Below are 21,410 nucleotides of genomic sequence, written 5' to 3' on the forward strand. Positions count from 1 at the left end.
AAAATAAAACATACATAAACACAAGAAGCTCCTGCACCGTTCACAGGAACTTCTTGAATTTTTATTACGATTTAACTATCGTGCCCGCCGAGCCGCTAATGGCTTCAGCGGTTTTATCCAGCGAAGTAATAATCGCCGTGCGCCCCGACTTTCCATCCAGGAACGACAAGGCAGCCTGAGTTTTTGGCAACATCGAGCCTGCCGCAAATTGCCCATCGTCAATATGCTTTTGAAGTTCTTCTATTGAAACTTCCCCGAGAGATTGCTCATCTGGTTTGCCAAAATTAATTTTAGCAGCATCAACCGAAGTCAAAATCAGCAAGGTATCGGCGTCCAAAAGATCTGCCAATTTTGCCGCGCCGAAGTCCTTATCAATAACCGCAGCGACGCCTTTTAATTGACCAGTTTCGTCTTGCAAAACAGGAATGCCGCCGCCGCCAGTTGAAACGACCGTCACGCCAGCATGAACCAGCGCCTTAATCACATCAGCCTCAACAATCGTCTGAGGTTTTGGCGAAGGAACGACACGCCGCCAGCCGCGACCAGCGTCTTCTTTTACCGTGTAGCCGCGTTCGCTAGCGACGGTTTTTGCCTCGTCTTCCGAATAGAACGGACCAATGGGCTTGGTTGGATTTTGGAATGCTGGATCGCTTAAGCTAACAATCGTTTGAGTTATAATGCTAACAGCGCGATTGTTCATCTGATTAACCATAAAGGCGTCATAAAAAGCCTGTTGCAGCCAAAAGCCAATCAATCCCTGGCTCATGGCGCCAGAATCTTCCAGTGGCAAACTTGGCACATCTGGCGTGTTAATCGCCTCTTCGTGCAACACAATGTTGCCAACCTGAGGACCATTACCATGAACGATTGCTACGTTATGACCAGCCTGGATTAACGGTAAAAGTTGACGAACCGTTTCATCGGCTACTCGTTGCTGTTGCTCAGACGCAGCTTCGCCCTGCCGTTGCAGGGCGTTACCACCGAGCGCTACTACAATAGTACGCTTCTTATCCATAGGCTACAGTGCTCCGAAAATTGCAATAACTGTGATGCTGATAATAGCAAATACCGCCATAATTGGAGCTGAGCGTTTTAGCCAGTCGCGATATGAAACACCAGCCAAAGCCAATCCACCCATCAACGACGCGATAGTTGGAGCCATCATATTGATCAAGCCAGACGCTGTCGCAAATGCGGCGACCATAACTTCTTTACTTGAGCCAACCAGATCAGCAATTGGCGCAATAACTGGCATAGTTGCTGCCGCCAAACCTGATGATGACGGAACGATAAATGACATTGGCAGGTAGAATAGATATGCCAACACACCGACAACACCGCCACCAGCATCTTTCAGGAGAGATTCACCCCAGCTGATGATCGTGTCCTGAATTTCACCGTTAGTCATAACTACAGAAACACCTGTTGCTACTGCAATAATCAAAGCAACTGGTAAGATATCTTTCACACCATCGATAAATGTATCAACTGGGAAAACACCCTCTTTCTTAAATTCTTTGTAGTAAATTGCGGTTATGACAATAGTTGAAATTAGGAATAGTGCAGTGATTTCATTGAAATACCAATCACCAAATGCCGCACTGTGGACTACACCAAGTACCGCGCCAATAACTGGCAAACCTGCAGCCCATTCAAACATATCAGCGAAGAATGTGATATTCCAACTTCCCCATGGAATCAAGGAAAGAATCATTAGCACAAACGTAATAGCAAACACGGACATAACGACTTTTCGTGGACCAGTGAATTTTGGTACGTTTGTCGTGTCGAGAGCAGCCGTAGCTGGCTTATAGCGAACATCTTCTTTGTACTTGCCGGCCTTAACTTTTGCGGCGTAACGCATAGTAAAGACAATTGCGGCAATCAAACAAAGTACTAAGATGATAGACATTATTGGAATAACGCTACCCAATTTCACGTCTGCGGTTTTTGCCGCAACACCAGTAGAGAATGGGTTGATTGTCGAACCAAGCACACCAGTACCAGCACCCAGCACAATCACCATCACACCAGTCATGGCATTATAGCCAGCAGCAATCATCATCGGTATGACGAGCGCGTAGAACGCCACGGTTTCTTCCTGCATGCCGTAAGTTGTACCACCGATAGCGAAGAGAATCATCAGAATCGGGATGAGCCACTTTTCCTTGCCCTTCATCTTTCGGAGCAGTGCGCCAAGAGAAGCGTCAAGCGCACCAGTTTTCATGGTGACGCCTAAGAATCCACCAAGCACCATCACGAAGACGATGACATCAAGCTTGTCTGACATACCTTTAATAGGTGCAGTAAAGACGTCCCACAAACCCTGCTGATCGTGTTTTTTGACCTCTTCCTTTTTACCGTCTTTTTCTTCCGTGGCGGTTCGATCTTTGTCGACTACGTGATACGAATTAGCTATACGATCGCCATCTTCGTTCGTCTTATATAGTCCAGAAGGAACAACCCACGTCAATGCCGCCATAACGATGATCACGACAAACAAAATAGTAAACGCCGACGGTGATCGAAGCTTCTGCTTTGCTTTTTTAATTTTTTCTACCATTGCCTCGGAGCCTCCTTAACCTCCTCATTACGACAACAACTACAATGTCAAAGCCATCACGGCCTTGATTGTATGCATACGATTTTCCGCTTGATCAAAAACTATCGAATGTGGCGAGCGGAACACCTCATCCGTCACTTCCATTGAATCTAAACCGAAATCTTCCTGAATCTTCTTTCCAGTAATCGTCAATGCGTCATGGAATGCCGGCAAGCAGTGCATAAACTTGACCTCAGGATTTCCTGTCAGATTAATCATCTGGCGATTAACTTGGAAATGTCGCAATTGGTTAATGCGTTCAGCAAACTTGTCTTCTTCGCCCATTGAAACCCAAACGTCCGTGTAAATCACATCGGCACCACGCAAAGCTTCTTCGAAGTTGTCAGTGATGGTAATACGTGCGTGGCTTGACCTGGCAAAATGATTTGCTTTATCGACCAAAGCTTGCTCTGGATGCAATTCACGAGGTGCCAAAATACGAAAATCAAGTCCCATAATAGCTGAGCCGATCATCAACGAGTTCGCCATATTGTTGCGACCATCGCCAACAAACACCAGCTTAGTTCCCTTCAATTTTCCGACATGTTCTTCAATCGTCATGAAGTCAGCCAAAATCTGCGTTGGATGGAACTTATCGGTCAATCCATTCCATACTGGAACGCCAGCGTGACGCGCCAATTCCTCAACGGTCGCGTGATCAAAACCGCGGAACTCAATTCCGTCAAACATTCGGCCCAAAACCTTAGCGGTATCTTCAACCGTCTCTTTCTTACCCAATTGAATATCATCTTTACCGAGGTATTCTGGCGCAACTCCAAGGTCATTAGCAGCTACCGTAAATGCGCAGCGCGTTCGCGTTGAAGCCTTTTCGAATAGCAATGCCACGTTTTTACCCTCATGAATTCGGTGCGGAATGCCGGCATATTTCAATCGACGATATTCACGAGCTGTATCTAACAGCAAGCGAATCTCTTCAGCGGTATAATCGCTCAAAGTTAATAGCGATCGTCCTTTCAAACTCTGAGCCATTAGAATACATCCTCTCGTACTAGCGGCATACTCATACAGCGTGGACCGCCACGACCGCGTCCAAGCTCAGCACCACTAATTTCAATAACTTCGATACCGTTTTCGCGCAATTTCTGGTTAGTTACGTAGTTGCGATCATAAGTCACCACAACACCCGGCGCAATCGCCAAAGTGTTTGAACCGTCATTCCACTGCTCACGAGCAGCAGCAATCGGATCACCACCGCCACACTCAATCAACGTAACACTTGGCAAGCCCAGCGCAACTCTCAAGACGTGTTCCAGGTCTGTTTCGTGTGTAATTCGTGGGAATGGCTGACCTTCAACCTTCTCCAAAATAAAACAATTCATCCTGCCGCCATGGTCGCGAATTTCTGGGTGAATCGTAAACTTATCACGATCGATCATCGTAAACACGGTGTCTAGGTGCATAAAGGCGTGAGATTTTGGAATCTCCATAGCAATGACTTTCTCGAATTTCGAGCCAGCAAACAATTTGGTTGCCATCTTTTCAATTGCCTCAGCAGTTGTTCGCTCTGAAACACCAATTGCCATAACCTTATCGCTTAATATTAATTCGTCGCCGCCTTCCATTGAGAATTTCTCTGTGCGGTTGTACCAAACTGGCGCACGATTAGCAAAGCGTGGATGGTGGTCGATGATGTAGCGCATAAATAGCGATTCACGACGACGAGCCGTCCAGTGCATCTTATTGATTGTCAAACCGTTACCAATTGCGGCAGCTGGGTCGCGTGTAAAGTATAGGTTTGGCATTGGATCGAGATAGAACGGATAACGATTTTTCTCGATCATATTATGAAGTTGCTGATACTGATCTGGAGGCAAAGTAATTTCATCCTTGCGAACACCAGCCATAATCTTGCGGATCATAGCGTGAGTTGGCAAGTCCAACAAGAATTGGCGCAATGTTTGAGTGACACGGCGTGAATCCTGCTTAGAAGCAGCCAACATTTCATCGACAAATTGTTCACGCAGTTGATCTGTGTTAATCGCCTCAGCGACCAATTGATCCAGATACAAAACTTCGATTCCACGACTTCTCAATGCTTCCGCAAAAGCATCGTGTTCAGCCTGCGCCACTTTCAGATATGGAATATCGTCAAATAAAAGATCGGTCAGATAGTCTGGCGTCAAATTCTCCAGCTCTTCACCTGGCCGATGCAATAGAACGGTCTTAAGTTTTCCTATTTCAGACGTTATGTGAATTGGTTCGTCCATCACAACCCTCCCCTGTTTATATTAGTGATGTTTTAATTGTAACACGTTTATGTTTTTGGGCAAGAGGAGATGATTGCCAGACTAGCTTCAGTTCTGACCGTGAATTGTCGATTAACCTTCAGCCATTCATCAGTGGCTTTTGCGGCGCCTGGCAGAGCTTCATTTACGTAATCATCAACAATAATTATCGCGTCTTCGTTAAACTTACTTTCACAAACCCGAAAAGAATCGACAATTGACTCATAAAAATCGCCATCAAAAAACGCAAACATAATATTTTCCGGCACGTCATCAGCAGTAAAATCAGAGAACCAGCCTTTATGAATAATCGGCGACTTCAATCCCGCCTTCTTAAAATTCTGGACAAACGTCTTACGCGGCGCTAATAACTCGCCAGCCTTAAATTGATCACCCGCAGCGCTATTATCCTTCTGGGTTTTTTCTGGCAATCCCGCAAACGAATCGTAAACGTGAAACTCGCCCGTAAAATCATAAGCGTCCAGCAGTCGGCGAATAAACAAACTAGTTGTGCCAACATAACAGCCAAACTCCACAATATTTCCAGTGGCGCCACGGCGTAAAGTTTTCTCCAACTCTCTCAAAAGCGCACCAAGCTCTTTAATGTCGACTTGGTCAGAAATGATCGGGTATTTAGTGAGGAGTTGGTCTGCGATATTCATGACTTAATTATAAATAGTTCGCCAAATATCGACAAATTATCAACGACGTGGCTCTATATATTTACGGTTTTATGAAGTAAACTATCAATTAGCACCTATGAATAATCACGATATTATCAAAACATTTTTACCGAAACAACTGGACATAAGACAGCTAAATTCGTTTCAATTCACATTGCGAAAATCAAACATAATTGTATATGGCGAAATTCACGGCATAAAAGAAAATGCCGACGTCATCTATACTCTGGTTAAGAAACTTGGCGTAAAACGATTGGCCATTGAAGCCAGCCCCGCCGTATCCAACTTCATCAATTCAGTAACGACCGGCTCTTACGATTTTTCCTTAGTTGATGAAGACCTTTTTGACTTAAGCGTTCTATCTCTTGAGATGATAAAAACGATAGCAATTCTTCTGCAGCAAAATCAACTTAAAGAGCTCGTTTTTATTGATACATTTTTTGACAATTTAGATGAGGATGCCATCATACCACCAAGCCCGCAGGAACGAGAAAAACAACTAGCTAAAAATATCCTCGGAATTGACGACTCTCTACCAACATTATGTATTATGGGACAATGGCATACGCAGCCCAAAGTTGTTACAGATGGCGAAACACGGCATGAATCAGCGTTATATCGCTTGAGAAAAACAAAACCAAATGTGCCGTTTATCCACAATGTCTATCGACAAGGACAATTATTTAACGACGGAAAAATAATTGAACTTCCGAAAAACCCATCAATTCCGCCTTATTATGAAATTGTCCAGAAAACTAATATTGATTTTGAACTGCACGTACCAAAGGCTACAAAAATATCACTATATAAAAAGTAGTAGTCAACTACTCAGCAAACTGGCTATTATAAAGCTCAGCATAAAAGCCGCCCTGCTTCAGCAGTTCGTCGTGCTTGCCTTGCTCGATGATGTTGCCGTCACGGACGACCAAGATCAGATCAGCGTCGCGAATGGTGCTCAACCGATGGGCAATGACGAAACTGGTTTTGCCCTGCATCAACTTATCCATAGCTTTTTGGATGAGGACTTCAGTACGGGTGTCGACCGAGCTGGTGGCCTCATCCAGAATCAACATTGGCGCCTTTTCTAGCATCGCCCTAGCAATTGTCAGCAACTGCTTTTCTCCCTGGGAAATATTAGCAGCCTCCTCGCCCAAGACCATATCATAGCCGCCCGATAGCGACCGCACAAAATGATCAACGTGCGCTTCTTTGGCGGTTTTTACCATCTCTTCTTCGGTGGCTTTTAGATTGCCATACATCAAATTCTGACGAATCGTGCCATTAAATAGCCACGTATCCTGCAGCACCATGCCAAACATTTGACGCACATCGCTACGTTTCATCTTACGAATATCCACGCCGTCAATTTTAATCGAACCGCTATTAATCTCATAAAATCGCATTAGCAAGTTAACCAGCGTCGTTTTACCAGCGCCAGTCGGACCAACAATCGCTACGCGCTGACCTGGCTTAATATGCGCCGACAAACCTTTGATGATAGTCTGGTCTGGCTTATAACCAAAGACGACGTTGTCGAATTCAACTTCGCCTTTTACGTTAGACAATTTTACCAAGTTATTCGGTTCAACCGCTTCTTCTGGCTCGTCCAAAAACTCAAACACTCGCTCGGCGGCAGCAGCTGTCGATTGCAAAATATTAGCGATATTAGCAACCTGAACCAGCGGCTGATTGAACTGATCGACATACTGAATAAACGCCTGAATATCGCCGATTTTTAGCCGACCATTAATCGCTAGCCAACCGCCCAAAATTGTCATAGCAACGTAGCCAATATTGCCAATGAAATTCATAATCGGGTGAATCAAGCCAGAAAAGAACTGAGCCTTCCAAGCGCTCTCCTGAAGCCGATTATTGATCTTAGAAAACTTAGCAATCGATTTTTTCTGACCGTTAAAGACGCGCATCACTTGATGCCCACCATACATTTCTTCAATGTGTCCGTTAAGTTCGCCAAGCTGCGTTTGCTGGCGTAAGAATTGTTTTTGCGAGCTCTTTGCAATCAGCGTAATCACACCGCCCGCCAGCGGAAGCACCAGCAGCGCAACTAGCGACATCTGCCAGCTAATCGAAAACATCATCACCAAAATTCCCAGTACCGTAACCGTTGAAGTTACAATTTGCGACAAACTCTGATTTAGCGTTTGGCTAATCGTATCAACGTCATTAGTTATGCGACTAAGAACCTCGCCGTAAGTTTGCTTATCGAAATAACTCAGCGGCAAGCGATTTATTTTTTCGGACAATTGTTGTCGCATTCTGAAAGTTACGGTTTGCGTCACCTGAGTCATTATCCACGTTTGAATATAGCGAAAAATTGCACTCAACACATACATTCCGACTAGCAAAATAATTATTCGCCAAATAGCGTCAAAATGAAATTCTGGACGCCGACTAAGATCTAACTTTTTAATCGATTCGAGCTGGCCGGATGGAATCTGTTTTTCAATCTCCGACTTATTCGGCAATCGGTTCAAAACATCCGCGCCAGTAGTTCCCGCCGGTAAAGAAACGCCCTTTGGCAATTTGCTAGTGATCACCTCGTAGGCTTTCATATTGGCGTAATCATCAACAATTTGATTCGTCGCGCCGCCTAAAATCTTCGGGCTGGCAATCGCAAAAATCGTGCTCCCAATTGCAAAGACCAACACCATCAACATTTGCCATCGAAAATCCGACAAATATTTGATCAGCTTCTTGACCGTTCCCTTGAAATCTTTAGCCTTTTCGCCAGCGCCCATTCCGCCCATCGGACCGCCCATTCGTACCTGCTGTCGCTTTTTCGTGGTTTGCCTAGACATTACAACACTCCTTTCGCAGCAATAGACATTTTCTGCAAATCGTCTTCCGAGAGTTGCGAAGCGGCAATTTCTTGATAAACTTCACAATCTTTCATCAATTCCTGATGCGTTCCCTGACCAACAATTTTTCCCTCATTAAGCACAATAATTTTATCGGCATTCATAATCGTATTAATTCGCTGACCGACAATTAGCACAGTTTTATTCTTAGTTTCCTTCGCAAGCGCAGCCCGCAACTTCGCGTCCGTCTTAAAATCAAGCGCCGAAAACGAATCGTCAAAAATGTAAACGTTCGGCTCAACCGCAATAGCCCTCGCAATCGACAAACGCTGGCGCTGACCACCAGAAACATTGCTACCGCCCTGAGCGATTTCACTTTTATAACCATTTTTTAACTCGCTAATAAATTCTTCCGCCTGGGCAATTTTAGCCGCTTTTTCAACCAACTCATCATCAGCCTCAGCGTTACCGTATTTGATATTACTAGCAACCGTCCCGCTAAACAACACGCCCTTTTGCGGCACGTAACCAATTTGACCAGACAAATCTTCCAATTTCAGACTCCTAATATCCACGCCATCAAGCAAAATCTGCCCCGCCGAAACATCATAGAAACGAGGAATTAAATTTATCAGCGTCGATTTTCCCGAGCCAGTACTACCAATAAACGCCGTTGTCTGACCAGGTTCGGCTACAAAATTAATATCCGAAAGCACCGGCAAATCCGCGTCAGGATAAGTAAACGTAACGTCCTTAAATTCAATTTTTCCCTTGGCATCTTTTGGCAATTTTTTCGGCGACTTCGGGTCAATAATTGATGGCAAAGTATCCAAAACTTCTCCGACTCGACGCACTGATACGGCGGCTCGCGGCACCATAATAAACACCATTGACAGCAGTAAGAACGAGATTATCACCTGCATCGCGTATTCCAAAAACGCCATCATATTACCAATTTGCAAATTGCCACTACTTATCAAATGCGCACCAAACCACACAATTGCCACGCTCGAAAAGTTCATCACTAAAGTCATTATCGGATCAAGCAACATCATCAAACGGTTCACAAATAAATTCATCCTGTTCAATTCCACGTTAGCTTCTTGGAATTTTTTCTGCTCAATCTTCTCGTTATGGAACGCACGAATAACTTTCAGTCCAACCAAATTTTCCCGCGCCACCAAATTAAGTTTATCCACCAGAGTCTGCAATTTCTTAAACCTAGGTACGGCAATCGTAAATAGCGTAGCGATCACCACGAGCAAAATAAACACCGCCAAAGCGATAATCCAGCTTAAATCGGGCGCATTATTCATGGCTTTTTGCAGACCGCCAATTGCCATGATCGGTGCCATTAATGCCAGTCTCAGCAGCATTATTGACGTTGTTTGAATCTGCTGAATATCATTCGTTGAGCGCGTAATCAGCGACGCCGTAGAAAACTTGTTAAAATCCGCCAAAGAAAAACTTTCTATTCGTTCAAACAATTTCAATCGCAATTTCTGCGCCATTCCCGTAGCAATTCGCGCCGCCAAAAAACCCACGACAATTGAACAAAACCCACCAGCCGCCGTCACCAAAATCATCATCAAGCCATTATTCCAAATCGCCGACATATCTTGTTTAATAATGCCGTTATTGACAATTTCCGACATTTTATCCGGCAGCCACAAATTCGCCATCACAACGCCATACGTGAATCCAATCAAGATGATAAACAGCAGCCAATAGTCTCTAAAAATTCGTAAAATATGTTTCATTTATAGTCCTTTACGCTCTAAGTCCATCTTATATTATATCATTTGAGGACTAGTCGATTCCATTCTAATAATTACAATTGGACAAAAATATCTGTTAGTTTTATACTGTTTTTAGCGTCGGGGTGTGGCGCAGCTCGGTAGCGCGCACCGTTCGGGACGGTGAGGTCGCTGGTTCAAATCCAGTCACCCCGACCATGAAATTATTGGGCGTACGTTCAGACTAATTGGACCTCTGGCTATTAGCAATCAAAGGAGGTTTTATGCGACGAAGAGTAAACGTACGCGGAATTATTATCAATGAAAACGGCGAAATTTTCTGCCAACAATTGACCGCCAATAATGGCAAAGGGCGTAATTTTTGGTGTACACCAGGCGGCGGCTTGGAAATGGGCGAAAGCTTGCTCGACGGTCTACGCCGAGAAATGATTGAAGAAACAGGTGTTGAGCCAGAAATCGGTAAGTTATTATTTATACAACAATTCGCCGAATCGGGCGAACAATCAGCGCATGGCTCGAACGAGCAATTGGAATTTTTCTTCCTCATCACCAACTGGCAAGATTACCAGCACATTGACTTGGAGCAAACATCGCACGGCGTCGAGGAAGTGACCAAGTGCGGCTTTGTCGATCCGAAAACGACGCGAATTTTACCGAGTTATCTGACAGAGGTTGATCTGGGCCAGCTGGTTAACAAATTGACGGAAGTTCCAGTTCTAAGCGAATTATAGCTGGGCCGCTTAGACTATTTAGCGAAGAATTTTTTGGCACGTTCAGTTTTCGGGTGATCCATTACCTGGGCTGGCGTGCCATTTTCGATAATTTCGCCCTTGTCTAAGAAAATCATCCTAGTCCCGACTTCACGGGCGAATTTCATCTCGTGCGTCACGATTACCATCGTCATTCCCTTTTTGGCAACTTTTCTGATCACGTCCAAAACTTCGCCAATCATCTCTGGGTCTAACGCTGAAGTCGGCTCGTCAAAAAGCATAATTTTCGGCTCCATCGCTAGCGCCCGCGCAATTGCTACTCGCTGTTTTTGACCGCCAGACAAACTATTCGGCGAAGCGTCCGCTTTGTCTAATAATCCAACATCGTCCAATAAACTTCGCGCCAATTTTGTCGCTTTTTGATCTGAAAATTTACGCAGTTTTTTCGGAGCTAATTTAATATTTTCAATCACACTCAAATTCGGGAACAGATTAAATTGCTGAAAAACCATGCCAATATTTTGACGCAACGCATTCAAGTTCACGCGTGGATCAGTAATTTTCACTCCATCAACAATAATCTCACCCGAAGTCGGCTCTTCCAGTAAGTTCAGGCAACGCAAGAATGTCGACTTGCCTGAACCAGACGAGCCAACCACCACGACAATCTCGCCTTCTTCAATTTCCACGTCAATATCGCGAAGAACTCGATTTGTGCCGAACGTTTTTTTCAAGTTTTTAACGCTGATCATCGTCATGTTTCAATTTCCTTTCTACTCGCGCCATTACTCGCGTAAAAATCGCCGTCAAAATTAAGTACATCGCCGCAGCGGCAAATAGCGATTGAAAAGCTGTCGCCGTTTGAAAACGAATATTGTCCGCGCCACGCATAATATCATTCAGACCAATCCAACCAACAACCGAAGTTTCCTTTAATAGCGCGATAAATTCACTAATCAACGCTGGCAACGAATTTCTCATTGCTTGCGGCAAAATAACCAGCCGCATTGCTTGCCAATTGCTCAGACCCAAAGACCTAGCCGCTTCCATTTGACCCTTGTCAATACTCTGAATTCCGCCACGAATAATCTCAGCAATGTACGCGCCGCTATTTATCCCAAACGCTACCGCCGCCACAAAAATCTTCGGCATAAATTGATACGACCCAAAAACTACGTAATACATAATCAATAGCTGAACCAAAAGTGGCGTGCCGCGAATAATATCGACATAAATTTTTCCCAGACTAGCCAGCGGATTAAAGTTCGCGAGTCTGCTTGTTTTCATCCTGCCAAATGGTCGTAAATTCGACGTGCGCATCAGGGCAACAAGTACGCCAATTGCCGACCCTAAAATAAGCGACAACACAGTCAAAACCAGTGTCACCTCTAATCCATGCCATAAAAATAGCCATCGACCGCCGCCAAAAATCACTTCCCAAAAATTCACGATTTAGCCTCCTCACCAAAATATTTGCGGATCAGCTTTTCATAGCGACCATCTTTTTTCATCTTGGCAATTTCTTTATTAACCTTTTCTAAGAGGTCTTTATTGTCCTTTTTAATAGCAATCGCATAACTTTCATCGCTGAGCGCGCCCGGTAAGATTTCTAAGTCAGAAAATCCAGCCGAGTACTGCTTTGCGGGAGCGTCGTCCAGAATAACCGCTTCAATTTTTCCCGAACTTAATTCCTGCAAAACACTCGGCGCGGTTTGGAATTGCGTGACTGATGCGCCAGCAATTTTAGACGCCAAAGTATCACCCGTGGTACCTAATTGCACGCCAATTTTTCGCCCTGGCAATTGATATTTATTACGAATCAGACTACCCTTTTTAACAATTATTCTCTGTGACGCCGAATAATACGGATCCGAAAACAACGCATTTTTTTCTCGCTCAGGCGTCACTGTCATTCCAGCCGCCACCATATCAATTTGCCCACTATCCAGCGCCGGAAGTAGTCCATCAAACGACATATCTTCGACCTTCAAATCTTTGCCCAAACTTTTAGCAATTTCCCTCGCCAGATCAACATCAAAACCAACCACTTGATTATTATCAATATATTCAAACGGCTTAAATCCAGCATTCGTACCCATCACCAAAACATCAGTTTTTGAGCCAATTACACCATCTCGATGTAAAATATCGCCCAACATCAAACAAATCATCCCGGCAAATAAAACCAGCCCAATCCACCAGCTAATTCCGAATGTGCGCGTCTTATTCTTGCTCATGCTTTTATTATACCCCTTCATCCGCAAAAAACGTAAGTGATATAATAGAATAGTGAGAAAAATTAAATTTACCAAACGTTTCTGGATTAAATCAATATCAATCATTTTGCTTTTTTTGGCGGCATTTTGCTTAATTGCGGCGCGCTATAAATATATCGTCTTTAAAAATTCGCAAATCGACGAGATAATTTTTTATTTTGTTAACGGATTAGCTGGTGGCAAATCTGACAATTTATGGTCGGCCGTCCTGCAAAATCTTCCACTGGTTTTCCTATTATTCGGCGCCTTATTAATCCCAATGTTCGACAAATCGATCTCTTTTATCAATCACATGATCGCCTTTTGCTTGAAAAAAATCAAATCATCACGAAAACTCACTTTGCCGTTTTTGAGATTACGAAATCAAGCAATTTACTCGCTGAGTATGTTTTTAATTGCGATCGTCCTTCTGATTCAAAGTTTCGGCATCCCTAACTATATTTATGCCCTGACCCAATCGACCAAATTATACGAAGAAAATTATGTCAATCCAAAAACCGCCAAGTTAACATTTCCAGAGAAAAAGCGTAATTTGATATACATTTATATGGAGTCAATGGAAAACACTTTGGCGTCAAAGGCTAATGGCGGCAGCTCCGAAACCTCCATCATTCCAGAGCTGGAAGAATTGGCGTTAAAAAATACCTCATTCTCAAACAAAGCATCCGGTGTCGGCGGCGCCTTGCCTGCAACAAACACTGGCTGGACCGTGGCAGGAATGGCTGCACAATCTGCTGGTGTTCCGCTAAAGGAAAACTTGGTTGGCGGACGCGACCATAATGCACTTGGCGAATTTAAGAGGTTTTTGCCAGGCGCTTATAGTATTGGTGAGATTTTAGAAAAACAAGGCTATAATCAAACGTTTGTTATGGGCTCTGAAGCAAGTTTTGGCGGACGCGATAAATTATTAACTCAGCACGGCAATTTCAATATCGAAGATTACAATTACGCCAAAAAACACGGAAAAATCTCCGAAGATTACAAGGTCTGGTGGGGCTATGAAGATAAAAAATTATTCCAATTTGCCCGCGAAGAAGCTTCGCGCTTGGCGGCATCAGACAAGCCATTTAACTTACAATTATTGACCGCCGACACACATTTTACCGATGGCTATTTGGATGAAACATGCGCCAAAACCTTCAGCAATCAATACGACAATGTTCACGCTTGCTCCTCAAAACAGGTCGCCGCATTCGTCAATTGGGTTAAATCTCAGCCATTTTATGAAAACACCACAATTGTCATTTCTGGAGACCATTTAGGAATGCAGACTTCATACTACGACGAAAAAATTGGCGGAACTAATTATCAGCGAACCATTTACAACACGTTTATAAATCCAGCTATTTCGACTAGCCACTCAAAGAACCGTCAATTCACGACATTCGATATGTATCCGTCAACTTTGGCGGCGTTGGGAGTTAAAATTGACGGCGACCGATTAGGTCTGGGCACAAACTTATTTTCTGGGAAGAAAACCTTGGTCGAACAATACGGCGGAATTGAAAACTTAAATTCAGAACTTTCCAAACGTTCCGCTTATTACGAAAATAAGATTTTCACCAAATCTGGCAATTAGCCATTGTAGCCGTTTGGGTTATTGCTTTGCCAATTCCAAGCATCGCGGCAAGCATCTTCAATTGTCAATTCTGCTCGCCAACCTAGTTCTTTTTCTGCCAATCCTGGGTCTGCATAGCACGCCGCAATGTCACCCGCTCGACGTGGCGTAACTTGATATGGAATATCGCAACCAGACGCTTTCTCAAACGCCTTCACTAATTCCAAAACCGAAGTACCACGACCAGTGCCAATATTATAGACTTTATACTCGTTCGGTCGGCCTAAATTCTCCAGAGCTGCCACGTGAGCCTTTGCCAAATCAACCACGTGAATATAATCACGCACGCCAGTTCCATCTGGAGTGTCATAATTGTCACCAAAAACGCTCAAATGTTCTCGCTTACCAACAGCGACTTGTGACACAAATGGCAGAAGGTTATTTGGAATTCCCGAAGGATCTTCCCCGATGCGACCACTCGGATGCACGCCAACTGGATTAAAATAGCGAAGAGACGTAAATTGCCAATCTTGATTCGTTGCAGAAATATCGCGGAGCATTTGCTCAATCATCAACTTCGTTTGACCGTATGGATTTGTGGCAGACAACGGCATATCTTCGGTAATTGGCAATCGAGCTGGGTCGCCGTAAACTGTTGCCGAACTAGAAAACACCAATTTCTTCACGCCAAATTCTTGCATCACATCAAGCAAAACCAACGTACTTTCAAGGTTATTTTTATAGTAAAGAAGCGCCTTTTCAACCGATTCACCAACCGCCTTCAACCCAGCAAAATGAATTACAGCATCAATTTTCTCAGACTTAAATAATTCTGATAGTCGCTGACGATCACATAAATCGAATTCGTGAAACGGTATTGATTGACCGGTGATTTCTTCAACTCGCCTCAGACTCTCGACGGATGAATTTGATAAATTATCGACCACCACTACGTTATGATTTGATGATAATAATTCGATGATAGTGTGACTGCCGATATATCCAGCGCCACCAGTGACAAGAATATTCATACACTTAACATATCACAAAATAACTATTTATTTTATTAGCACTCTTGCACTGAGAGTGCTAATTTGTTATGATAACTACATCAAATCTCACCATTCTGTCTTTTGCCGGGGCGCAACAAATTAGGACTAAAAACCAAAAGGAGGATTTTATGCCACCAAACATGAATCAAGAAGAAACAACTAAACCACTCGAAAAGTTCGGTACAGATATAACGGCGCTAGCACGCGAAGGCAAACTCGATCCAGTGATCGGTCGAGATGAAGAAATTCGACGCACTATGCAGATTTTAAGTCGCCGCACTAAAAACAATCCCGTTCTCATCGGTGAGCCAGGAGTTGGTAAAACCGCAATTGTTGAGGCGTTGGCGCAGCGAATTGTCAAAGGCAACGTTCCCGCTTCACTGAAGGACAAGCGGCTAATTTCTCTGGAAATTTCCAGTCTTTTGGCGGGCGCTAGTTTCCGTGGACAATTTGAAGATCGATTGAAAGCCGTCTTGAAAGAAGTAGAAGATGCGGCCGGTGAGATTATTCTTTTTGTCGATGAAATTCACACCATGGTTGGCGCTGGAAAAAGCGAAGGTAGCATGGACGCGGGCAATATGTTAAAGCCGGCGCTGGCTCGCGGAAAATTGCATATGATTGGCGCGACGACACTCGCTGAATATCGTCAATATGTCGAAAAAGATGCCGCCTTAGAGCGAAGATTCCAGCCAGTTTACGTTGGCGAACCGAGTTTTGACGACACTGTTGCCATTTTGCGCGGATTGAAGGAAAAATACGAAATTCATCACGGAGTAAAAATCGCTGACGACGCAATCGTGGCAGCCGCCAGATTGTCCACCAGGTATTTGCCTGACCGATTCTTGCCAGACAAAGCAGTCGACCTGCTTGATGAGGCAACCAGCTCGCTCAAAATGCAATTAGAAAGCGTGCCAATTGCACTAGATCGTTTGAACAATAGACGCTTGCAACTGGAAATCGAGGAAGCGGCGCTAAAAAAAGACAAATCCGACCACGCCAATATTCGCAAAGATGAAATCAAGGAGCAAATTGCCGAGATTCGCGCAAAAGCCGAAGTGATTGATAAAAAATGGCAACACGAAAAAGACATTTTGCAAACCGTCAACACGGCTACCGAAAAAATGGACAATCTGCGCTCACAATTAGAAATTGCTGAACGCGACGCAGACTTAGCCACCGCTAGCCGCATTAAATATGGCGATTTGCCGGAGCTGGAGAAAAAATTAGCAAGCGCCCGCGAGGAGCTAGCGGCAATTCCAGCTCACGACCGATTACTCCGCGAAGAAGTTACACCTGACGATATCGCTGGCGTGGTAGCGCGTTGGACCGGAATTCCGGTGGAGCGATTGATGGAAAGTGAATCCAGCAAATTGACCAAATTGGAAGAATCGATCAACCGCCAAGTCATCGGACAAGATCGTGCTGTGGCAGCTGTAGCGAGCGCCATTCGTAGGTCACGTGCTGGACTCGGCGATGTTAATCGACCGATTGGCTCATTCCTATTCCTCGGCCCTACTGGCGTAGGAAAAACAGAAGTCGCACGTAGTTTATGCCGTGAATTATTCGACGACGAGCACGCCATGATTCGAATTGACATGAGTGAATATATGGAACGCCACGCCGTAGCCAGATTGATCGGTTCGCCTCCAGGATATGTCGGTTACGATCAAGGCGGTCAATTGACGGAAGCCGTTAGACGACGTCCATATAGCGTGGTTTTGTTTGACGAAATCGAAAAAGCGCACCCCGACATATTTAACGTGCTATTACAAGTTTTGGACGACGGGCGATTGACGGACGGACAAGGACGAACGATTGACTTTAGCAACACCATTATTATCATGACCAGCAACGTCGGATCGCAAATGATTATGGACTACACGGGCGACAACATTAGCTCGCTCGATAATCAAATTTTAGAAACACTTCGTGGTCATTTCCGCCCAGAATTCTTAAACCGAATTGACGACATCGTGATTTTTGATCGCATTCACCCTGAATCGATGCGTGCGATTGTTGACGTGCAATTAGAAAAAGTTGTTTGCCAAGTTAAAGACAGTCGCGACATAACGCTGAATTTTGACAATAGCGTTCGTGATATGTTGGCGCGAGACGGCTACGACCCGAGTTTCGGCGCTCGACCACTTAAGCGTTTGATTCAAAAACGCGTGCTTGATCCTTTGGCACTCGAACTGATCGACGGGCGAATTCATGACGGAGATACGGTAAAAGTTGCTGCAGTGGATGATCGAATTGCCTTTACGAATATCGTATAATAGATACATGAGCCAAATTCGCAGCGAGCACTTGGAAAATCATACCAACAAAACCTATCAAGAGCGGATGAACCAAACAGCGTCATCCAAATTCGGAGCCATCGAAAAACACCTTGGTAAGAACATTAAATTGCTTGATTTTGGTTCTGGTTTCTCGCCAGAATTCATCAAACAAGTGACGCAAACAGGAACTCACTACGTAGCCTATGATGTTTCACAAATTGTTCAATCTCAACTTCAAGAAAATAACATTGATTTCATCACTAAAGAACAACTTGAAAACATCGAAGATGAATTCGACATCATCTACATGTCTAGTGTATTTCACGAATTGATGAGCTATCTATCTCGACCTGAGCGCACTAAAACATTCGCAATGCTAGATAGAGCACTCAAGCCCGACGGCGTCATTATCATCCGCGATTGGGGTCCCAGCGATACGCCAAACCTAGTCACGTCTATCAAAGTAGCATCCGGAGACGTTAACGATGAAGTTTACACATGGGTCGAAGCGCTTGTTAAAAATTCAGTGATTAGCATGCTTACTATAGTTTGCGACGACAATGATAGTCCTATCACTCCGTACACCTACAAGGCAAATAGCCAAACTATTTACGAAATCATGTTTCACGCGGTTTGGGGGCTAGATTCACTTGAACGCGAATCAAAAGAATCGTACGTTATCGTGGATCACCTTATTCACAAATGGATTTGCGCGCCACACGGTTACAAAATAACACAGTCGCAGAATGAATTCGATGAAACCTATTTGCCACATTTACAAAAATACTTCAAAATCGATAGTATTCCATGGCCAACAAAGGTTATTTACGAACTAAAAAGAGATCGCAATAACACACCAGCAAACTTTATAGCACAACTACCACAATGAATTACAACGACAAGTACTACAAACTAACTGTCAAATCAGCAATTTTAGGAGTCGGCAGAATGCTTGGTTTACCGAAATATTTCCTAATAACAATTGTCGCGACCGTCGCCTTCGCCGTGGTAATTTATTTCGCAATCAACGCCAATTTTTACGGGCCGCTAATGATGTCGCGTCTGCCAATTCTCGATAAAATCTCGCTGCTCGGCTCGATGATTATAGACGTATTCAAACAAAGTTTCACTTCACCAAATGGCGCGCTGCTTATGATAGTGTCAATTCTTCAAGGTGTATCGATCGCCGCTGTAATTTTTACAGCAAAGAATAATCGCGACAATGAAAAAACTGTATCTCGACAAGTCGGACTAAGCGGAATTGCGTCAATTGCCGCAACGATCGGACTTGGCTGCGTCCCCTGCGGAACGTCACTAATCTTGTCAATTGTAACCTTATTTTTCTCAGGAGCTGCTGCTGCTACCGCCGCAAATATCGCCAACATAATAGTCCTTTTGTTAGCTTTACTGCTCAGTTTATTCTCGCTATATAAATCAGGTCAAATTATTTTTATGTACACAGAATTATCTAAACAGGAGAAAATATGAATCGACAAAAATCATCAGGCATAGCGCTTATTTGGGTTCTTTCGGGAATTGTAATCGTGGGAATTGTAGCTTTGTTTATTTATGGAATTGTCAATCGCCCGCCGAATCGTCACATTGGCGATAATAAACCGTGGAACGAAAAAATGTCGCAAGGATCCGCTGACGCGAAAAACGTGTTCATTGATTATACTGACTATTTTTGTTCATTTTGCGCCGAGGTCGAAGCCGCAACCAGCACAGAGTTCTTCAAAAATGACTATATTAAATCCGGAAAAGTTCGTTATGAGCATCGCGTAGTAACACTATTAAAAGAGATGACCAACAATACCGAAACTGGTGCTCACGCTGCGTTTTGTGCTGCTGATCAAGATAAATATTGGCAGTACACCCACGACATCGTCCCGCGCATTAAAAGCGATTACTTTGATAAAGGAATTGGCGTAAAAAACGTTGCTGTGCCGAAAAAAATCCCTGCTCTTCCACTGGAATATTTCCTGACTTCCGCTAAAAATGTCGGCATGAATGAATCGCAATTTTCCGATTGTATGACTAAAAAACCACACCAAAAAGAAATTGATAGCAACACACAAAAAGCCTTGTCGCTTGGCGTGAATGGCTTACCGTATATGGTTATTAACGACTATCAAACCAGCGGATTCGTCGGTGGAGAAAACGGATTAAGAAGCATTCTTAAGGCTGGCGGCGTCGAATAATTATTCGACTTGTTACGCAGAACTACGCCATTTCCATTATCAAAAATGTCAAACACTCACTTATGATAAGTGTAACATTTTTCTATTTGTTTTACTATCCTTGAATAGTTATTCCCACCTAAATAATTTAATAGCCACGAGGTAAATTGCGAAAGTCCAGGCTGCGATAATTCCAAATTGCGGCAAGACTTCTATAAAACTTGCGTGCTCGGTCATAATGAGCCTAAAACCATCCGTGATTGGAGTTATGGGAACAAATTGAGCAACACTTCGCAACCATTCTGGAAATAGATAAAGCGGGATAAATGTGCCAGACAGAAACATCATTGGGAAAGAAATTAAATTACTTAACGCGGAAGATTGGTCTTCGTTTTTCGACCAGCCAGCAATCAATAGCCCTATTCCCACCATCATGAATGCCGATAATACAGATATAACCACAAACAGCGCCCAATCGCCTCGCATATTAAAGTGAAATATCAAAGCGCCAGCGACAACCATCATGATCAAGCTAAGCAAGGAAATAATCGTATAGTGAATTGCTGTAGAGATAATCAATTGACCAGAAGTAAACGGCGCTGCACGTAAGCGTCGGTACGAGCCACGCTTCTTTTCAGCCGGCATTTGATTAGCTAAACCAAAAATACCCATACTTATCAAGCTGAAAGTTAATAGCCCCGTAAATATGTAGTCAAACGATTTTAGTTGCTCATCACCAATCGCTTTACCAACAGCTTTAAGCGGAGCTTCAGGTTGACCCATCTGACTATTGATACTATTGGTAATCTGATTCATCACTGCCACCAACGCGCCGCCCGTCTGCTCAGAACCTTTGGAGTAAATAACATTCATAGTGCCTGTTGGAATAGGATGATTGCCATTATTTTTTATCGTGCCAAAATCACTTGGAAGCTCAATAATACCGTTAAGCTCCGACCGCTTCATCTTTTCACGTGCGTCATTCATATCTTTAACGTCTTTAATTTTGAGAATCGAATCCTTCGAATTTTCTTTGGCATTTTTAACGAAACTTTTGGCAAATTCTGTCTGCGAATTGTTGACAATTGCAATATTAAAACTGGTCGAATCATTACTAAAAACCGACCCAAAAACCAATAGAAAAATCAGCGGAAAAAGGAAGGTAAAAAATAGCGCCATTTTATCTCGGACGAAACGCTTTTGCTGAGCGCGAACTTGCCCGAATATTCCAATCCAATATTTTTTCAT

General features: G+C 43.7%; 18 protein-coding genes, 1 tRNA gene and 1 pseudogene. 8 read left to right on the forward strand and 12 right to left on the reverse strand.

Annotated features, from left to right (window positions below; genetic code table 11):
• Positions 1-64: 64 nt before the first annotated feature.
• From arcC to LRM47_RS02000, 5 genes are read right to left on the reverse strand one after another with little or no spacing between them, the layout of a single operon-like run.
• Positions 65-1,015: a carbamate kinase gene (gene arcC, locus LRM47_RS01980; RefSeq protein WP_243822620.1), complete on the reverse strand. Its 951-nt coding sequence runs from the start codon at positions 1,013-1,015 to the stop codon at positions 65-67.
• 3 nt (positions 1,016-1,018) lie between these two features.
• A complete protein-coding gene (locus LRM47_RS01985; RefSeq protein ID WP_243822621.1) occupies positions 1,019-2,563 on the reverse strand; it encodes a YfcC family protein in 1,545 nt (514 codons plus the stop codon).
• 39 nt (positions 2,564-2,602) lie between these two features.
• Positions 2,603-3,592 carry an ornithine carbamoyltransferase gene (gene argF, locus LRM47_RS01990; RefSeq protein ID WP_243822622.1) on the reverse strand — a complete coding sequence of 330 codons (990 nt, stop codon included), beginning with the start codon at positions 3,590-3,592 and terminating at the stop codon, positions 2,603-2,605.
• Complete coding sequence (gene arcA / locus LRM47_RS01995) at positions 3,592-4,830, reverse strand: arginine deiminase (protein ID WP_243822623.1); 1,239 nt, start codon at positions 4,828-4,830, stop codon at positions 3,592-3,594. Before arcA ends, argF begins: the two co-directional genes overlap by 1 nt.
• Before the next feature lie 47 nt (positions 4,831-4,877).
• Positions 4,878-5,510, reverse strand: a complete 633-nt coding sequence (locus LRM47_RS02000; protein ID WP_243822624.1) for a TylF/MycF/NovP-related O-methyltransferase — start codon at positions 5,508-5,510, stop codon at positions 4,878-4,880.
• Between the two features lie 97 nt (positions 5,511-5,607).
• On the opposite strand from LRM47_RS02000, the gene LRM47_RS02005 reads away from it, so the two are divergent.
• The gene (locus tag LRM47_RS02005) at positions 5,608-6,348 is read left to right on the forward strand and encodes a hypothetical protein (protein ID WP_243822625.1); all 741 of its coding nucleotides are present in this window, start codon (positions 5,608-5,610) and stop codon (positions 6,346-6,348) included.
• 7 nt (positions 6,349-6,355) lie between these two features.
• Here LRM47_RS02005 and LRM47_RS02010 read toward each other — a convergent pair whose 3' ends face one another.
• Together LRM47_RS02010 and LRM47_RS02015 are read right to left on the reverse strand one after the other, a co-directional pair.
• Positions 6,356-8,350 carry an ABC transporter ATP-binding protein gene (locus LRM47_RS02010; RefSeq protein WP_243822626.1) on the reverse strand — a complete coding sequence of 665 codons (1,995 nt, stop codon included), beginning with the start codon at positions 8,348-8,350 and terminating at the stop codon, positions 6,356-6,358.
• On the reverse strand, positions 8,350-10,110 hold the full coding sequence (locus LRM47_RS02015; protein ID WP_243822627.1) for an ABC transporter ATP-binding protein: 1,761 nt from the start codon (positions 10,108-10,110) through the stop codon (positions 8,350-8,352). The genes LRM47_RS02010 and LRM47_RS02015 overlap by 1 nt, the downstream gene beginning before the upstream one ends.
• Before the next feature lie 118 nt (positions 10,111-10,228).
• On the opposite strand from LRM47_RS02015, the gene LRM47_RS02020 reads away from it, so the two are divergent.
• A tRNA-Pro gene (locus LRM47_RS02020) sits at positions 10,229-10,305 on the forward strand.
• A gap of 65 nt (positions 10,306-10,370) precedes the next feature.
• Positions 10,371-10,838, forward strand: coding sequence for an NUDIX domain-containing protein (locus LRM47_RS02025; protein WP_243822628.1), 468 nt, complete (start codon positions 10,371-10,373; stop codon positions 10,836-10,838).
• 14 nt (positions 10,839-10,852) lie between these two features.
• On the opposite strand, the gene LRM47_RS02030 is transcribed toward LRM47_RS02025, so the two are convergent.
• From LRM47_RS02030 to LRM47_RS02040, 3 genes are read right to left on the reverse strand one after another with little or no spacing between them, the layout of a single operon-like run.
• The gene (locus LRM47_RS02030) at positions 10,853-11,575 is read right to left on the reverse strand and encodes an amino acid ABC transporter ATP-binding protein (RefSeq protein WP_275973397.1); all 723 of its coding nucleotides are present in this window, start codon (positions 11,573-11,575) and stop codon (positions 10,853-10,855) included.
• Positions 11,556-12,266 carry an amino acid ABC transporter permease gene (locus LRM47_RS02035; RefSeq protein ID WP_232272879.1) on the reverse strand — a complete coding sequence of 237 codons (711 nt, stop codon included), beginning with the start codon at positions 12,264-12,266 and terminating at the stop codon, positions 11,556-11,558. Before LRM47_RS02035 ends, LRM47_RS02030 begins: the two co-directional genes overlap by 20 nt.
• A complete protein-coding gene (locus LRM47_RS02040; RefSeq protein WP_243822629.1) occupies positions 12,263-13,054 on the reverse strand; it encodes a basic amino acid ABC transporter substrate-binding protein in 792 nt (263 codons plus the stop codon). Before LRM47_RS02040 ends, LRM47_RS02035 begins: the two co-directional genes overlap by 4 nt.
• Positions 13,055-13,106: 52 nt before the next feature.
• Here LRM47_RS02040 and LRM47_RS02045 point away from each other — a divergent pair, with 52 nt between their 5' ends.
• Entirely contained in the window at positions 13,107-14,672 is a 1,566-nt protein-coding gene (locus LRM47_RS02045) for an LTA synthase family protein (RefSeq protein ID WP_243822630.1), read from the forward strand.
• Here LRM47_RS02045 and galE read toward each other — a convergent pair.
• Positions 14,669-15,682 carry a UDP-glucose 4-epimerase GalE gene (galE, locus tag LRM47_RS02050; protein ID WP_243822631.1) on the reverse strand — a complete coding sequence of 338 codons (1,014 nt, stop codon included), beginning with the start codon at positions 15,680-15,682 and terminating at the stop codon, positions 14,669-14,671. The two genes, LRM47_RS02045 and galE, sit on opposite strands and share 4 nt — an antisense overlap.
• 212 nt (positions 15,683-15,894) lie before the next feature.
• Here galE and LRM47_RS02055 point away from each other — a divergent pair.
• The 4 genes and pseudogenes from LRM47_RS02055 to LRM47_RS02070 form a co-directional block, all read left to right on the forward strand.
• A pseudogene (locus LRM47_RS02055) lies at positions 15,895-17,979 on the forward strand (ATP-dependent Clp protease ATP-binding subunit); the annotation flags it as partial.
• A gap of 7 nt (positions 17,980-17,986) precedes the next feature.
• On the forward strand, positions 17,987-18,871 hold the full coding sequence (locus tag LRM47_RS02060; protein ID WP_243822632.1) for a class I SAM-dependent methyltransferase: 885 nt from the start codon (positions 17,987-17,989) through the stop codon (positions 18,869-18,871).
• Complete coding sequence (locus LRM47_RS02065) at positions 18,868-19,470, forward strand: hypothetical protein (protein ID WP_243822633.1); 603 nt, start codon at positions 18,868-18,870, stop codon at positions 19,468-19,470. The genes LRM47_RS02060 and LRM47_RS02065 overlap by 4 nt, the downstream gene beginning before the upstream one ends.
• Positions 19,467-20,183, forward strand: a complete 717-nt coding sequence (locus tag LRM47_RS02070) for a DsbA family protein (protein ID WP_146423454.1) — start codon at positions 19,467-19,469, stop codon at positions 20,181-20,183. The genes LRM47_RS02065 and LRM47_RS02070 overlap by 4 nt, the downstream gene beginning before the upstream one ends.
• A gap of 108 nt (positions 20,184-20,291) precedes the next feature.
• On the opposite strand, the gene LRM47_RS02075 is transcribed toward LRM47_RS02070, so the two are convergent.
• Entirely contained in the window at positions 20,292-21,410 is a 1,119-nt protein-coding gene (locus LRM47_RS02075; protein ID WP_243822634.1) for an ABC transporter permease, read from the reverse strand.

Origin of the sequence: Candidatus Nanosynbacter sp. TM7-076 (genome assembly GCF_022828325.1) — a bacterium.
Classification (GTDB): Bacteria; Patescibacteriota; Saccharimonadia; order Saccharimonadales; family Saccharimonadaceae; genus Nanosynbacter.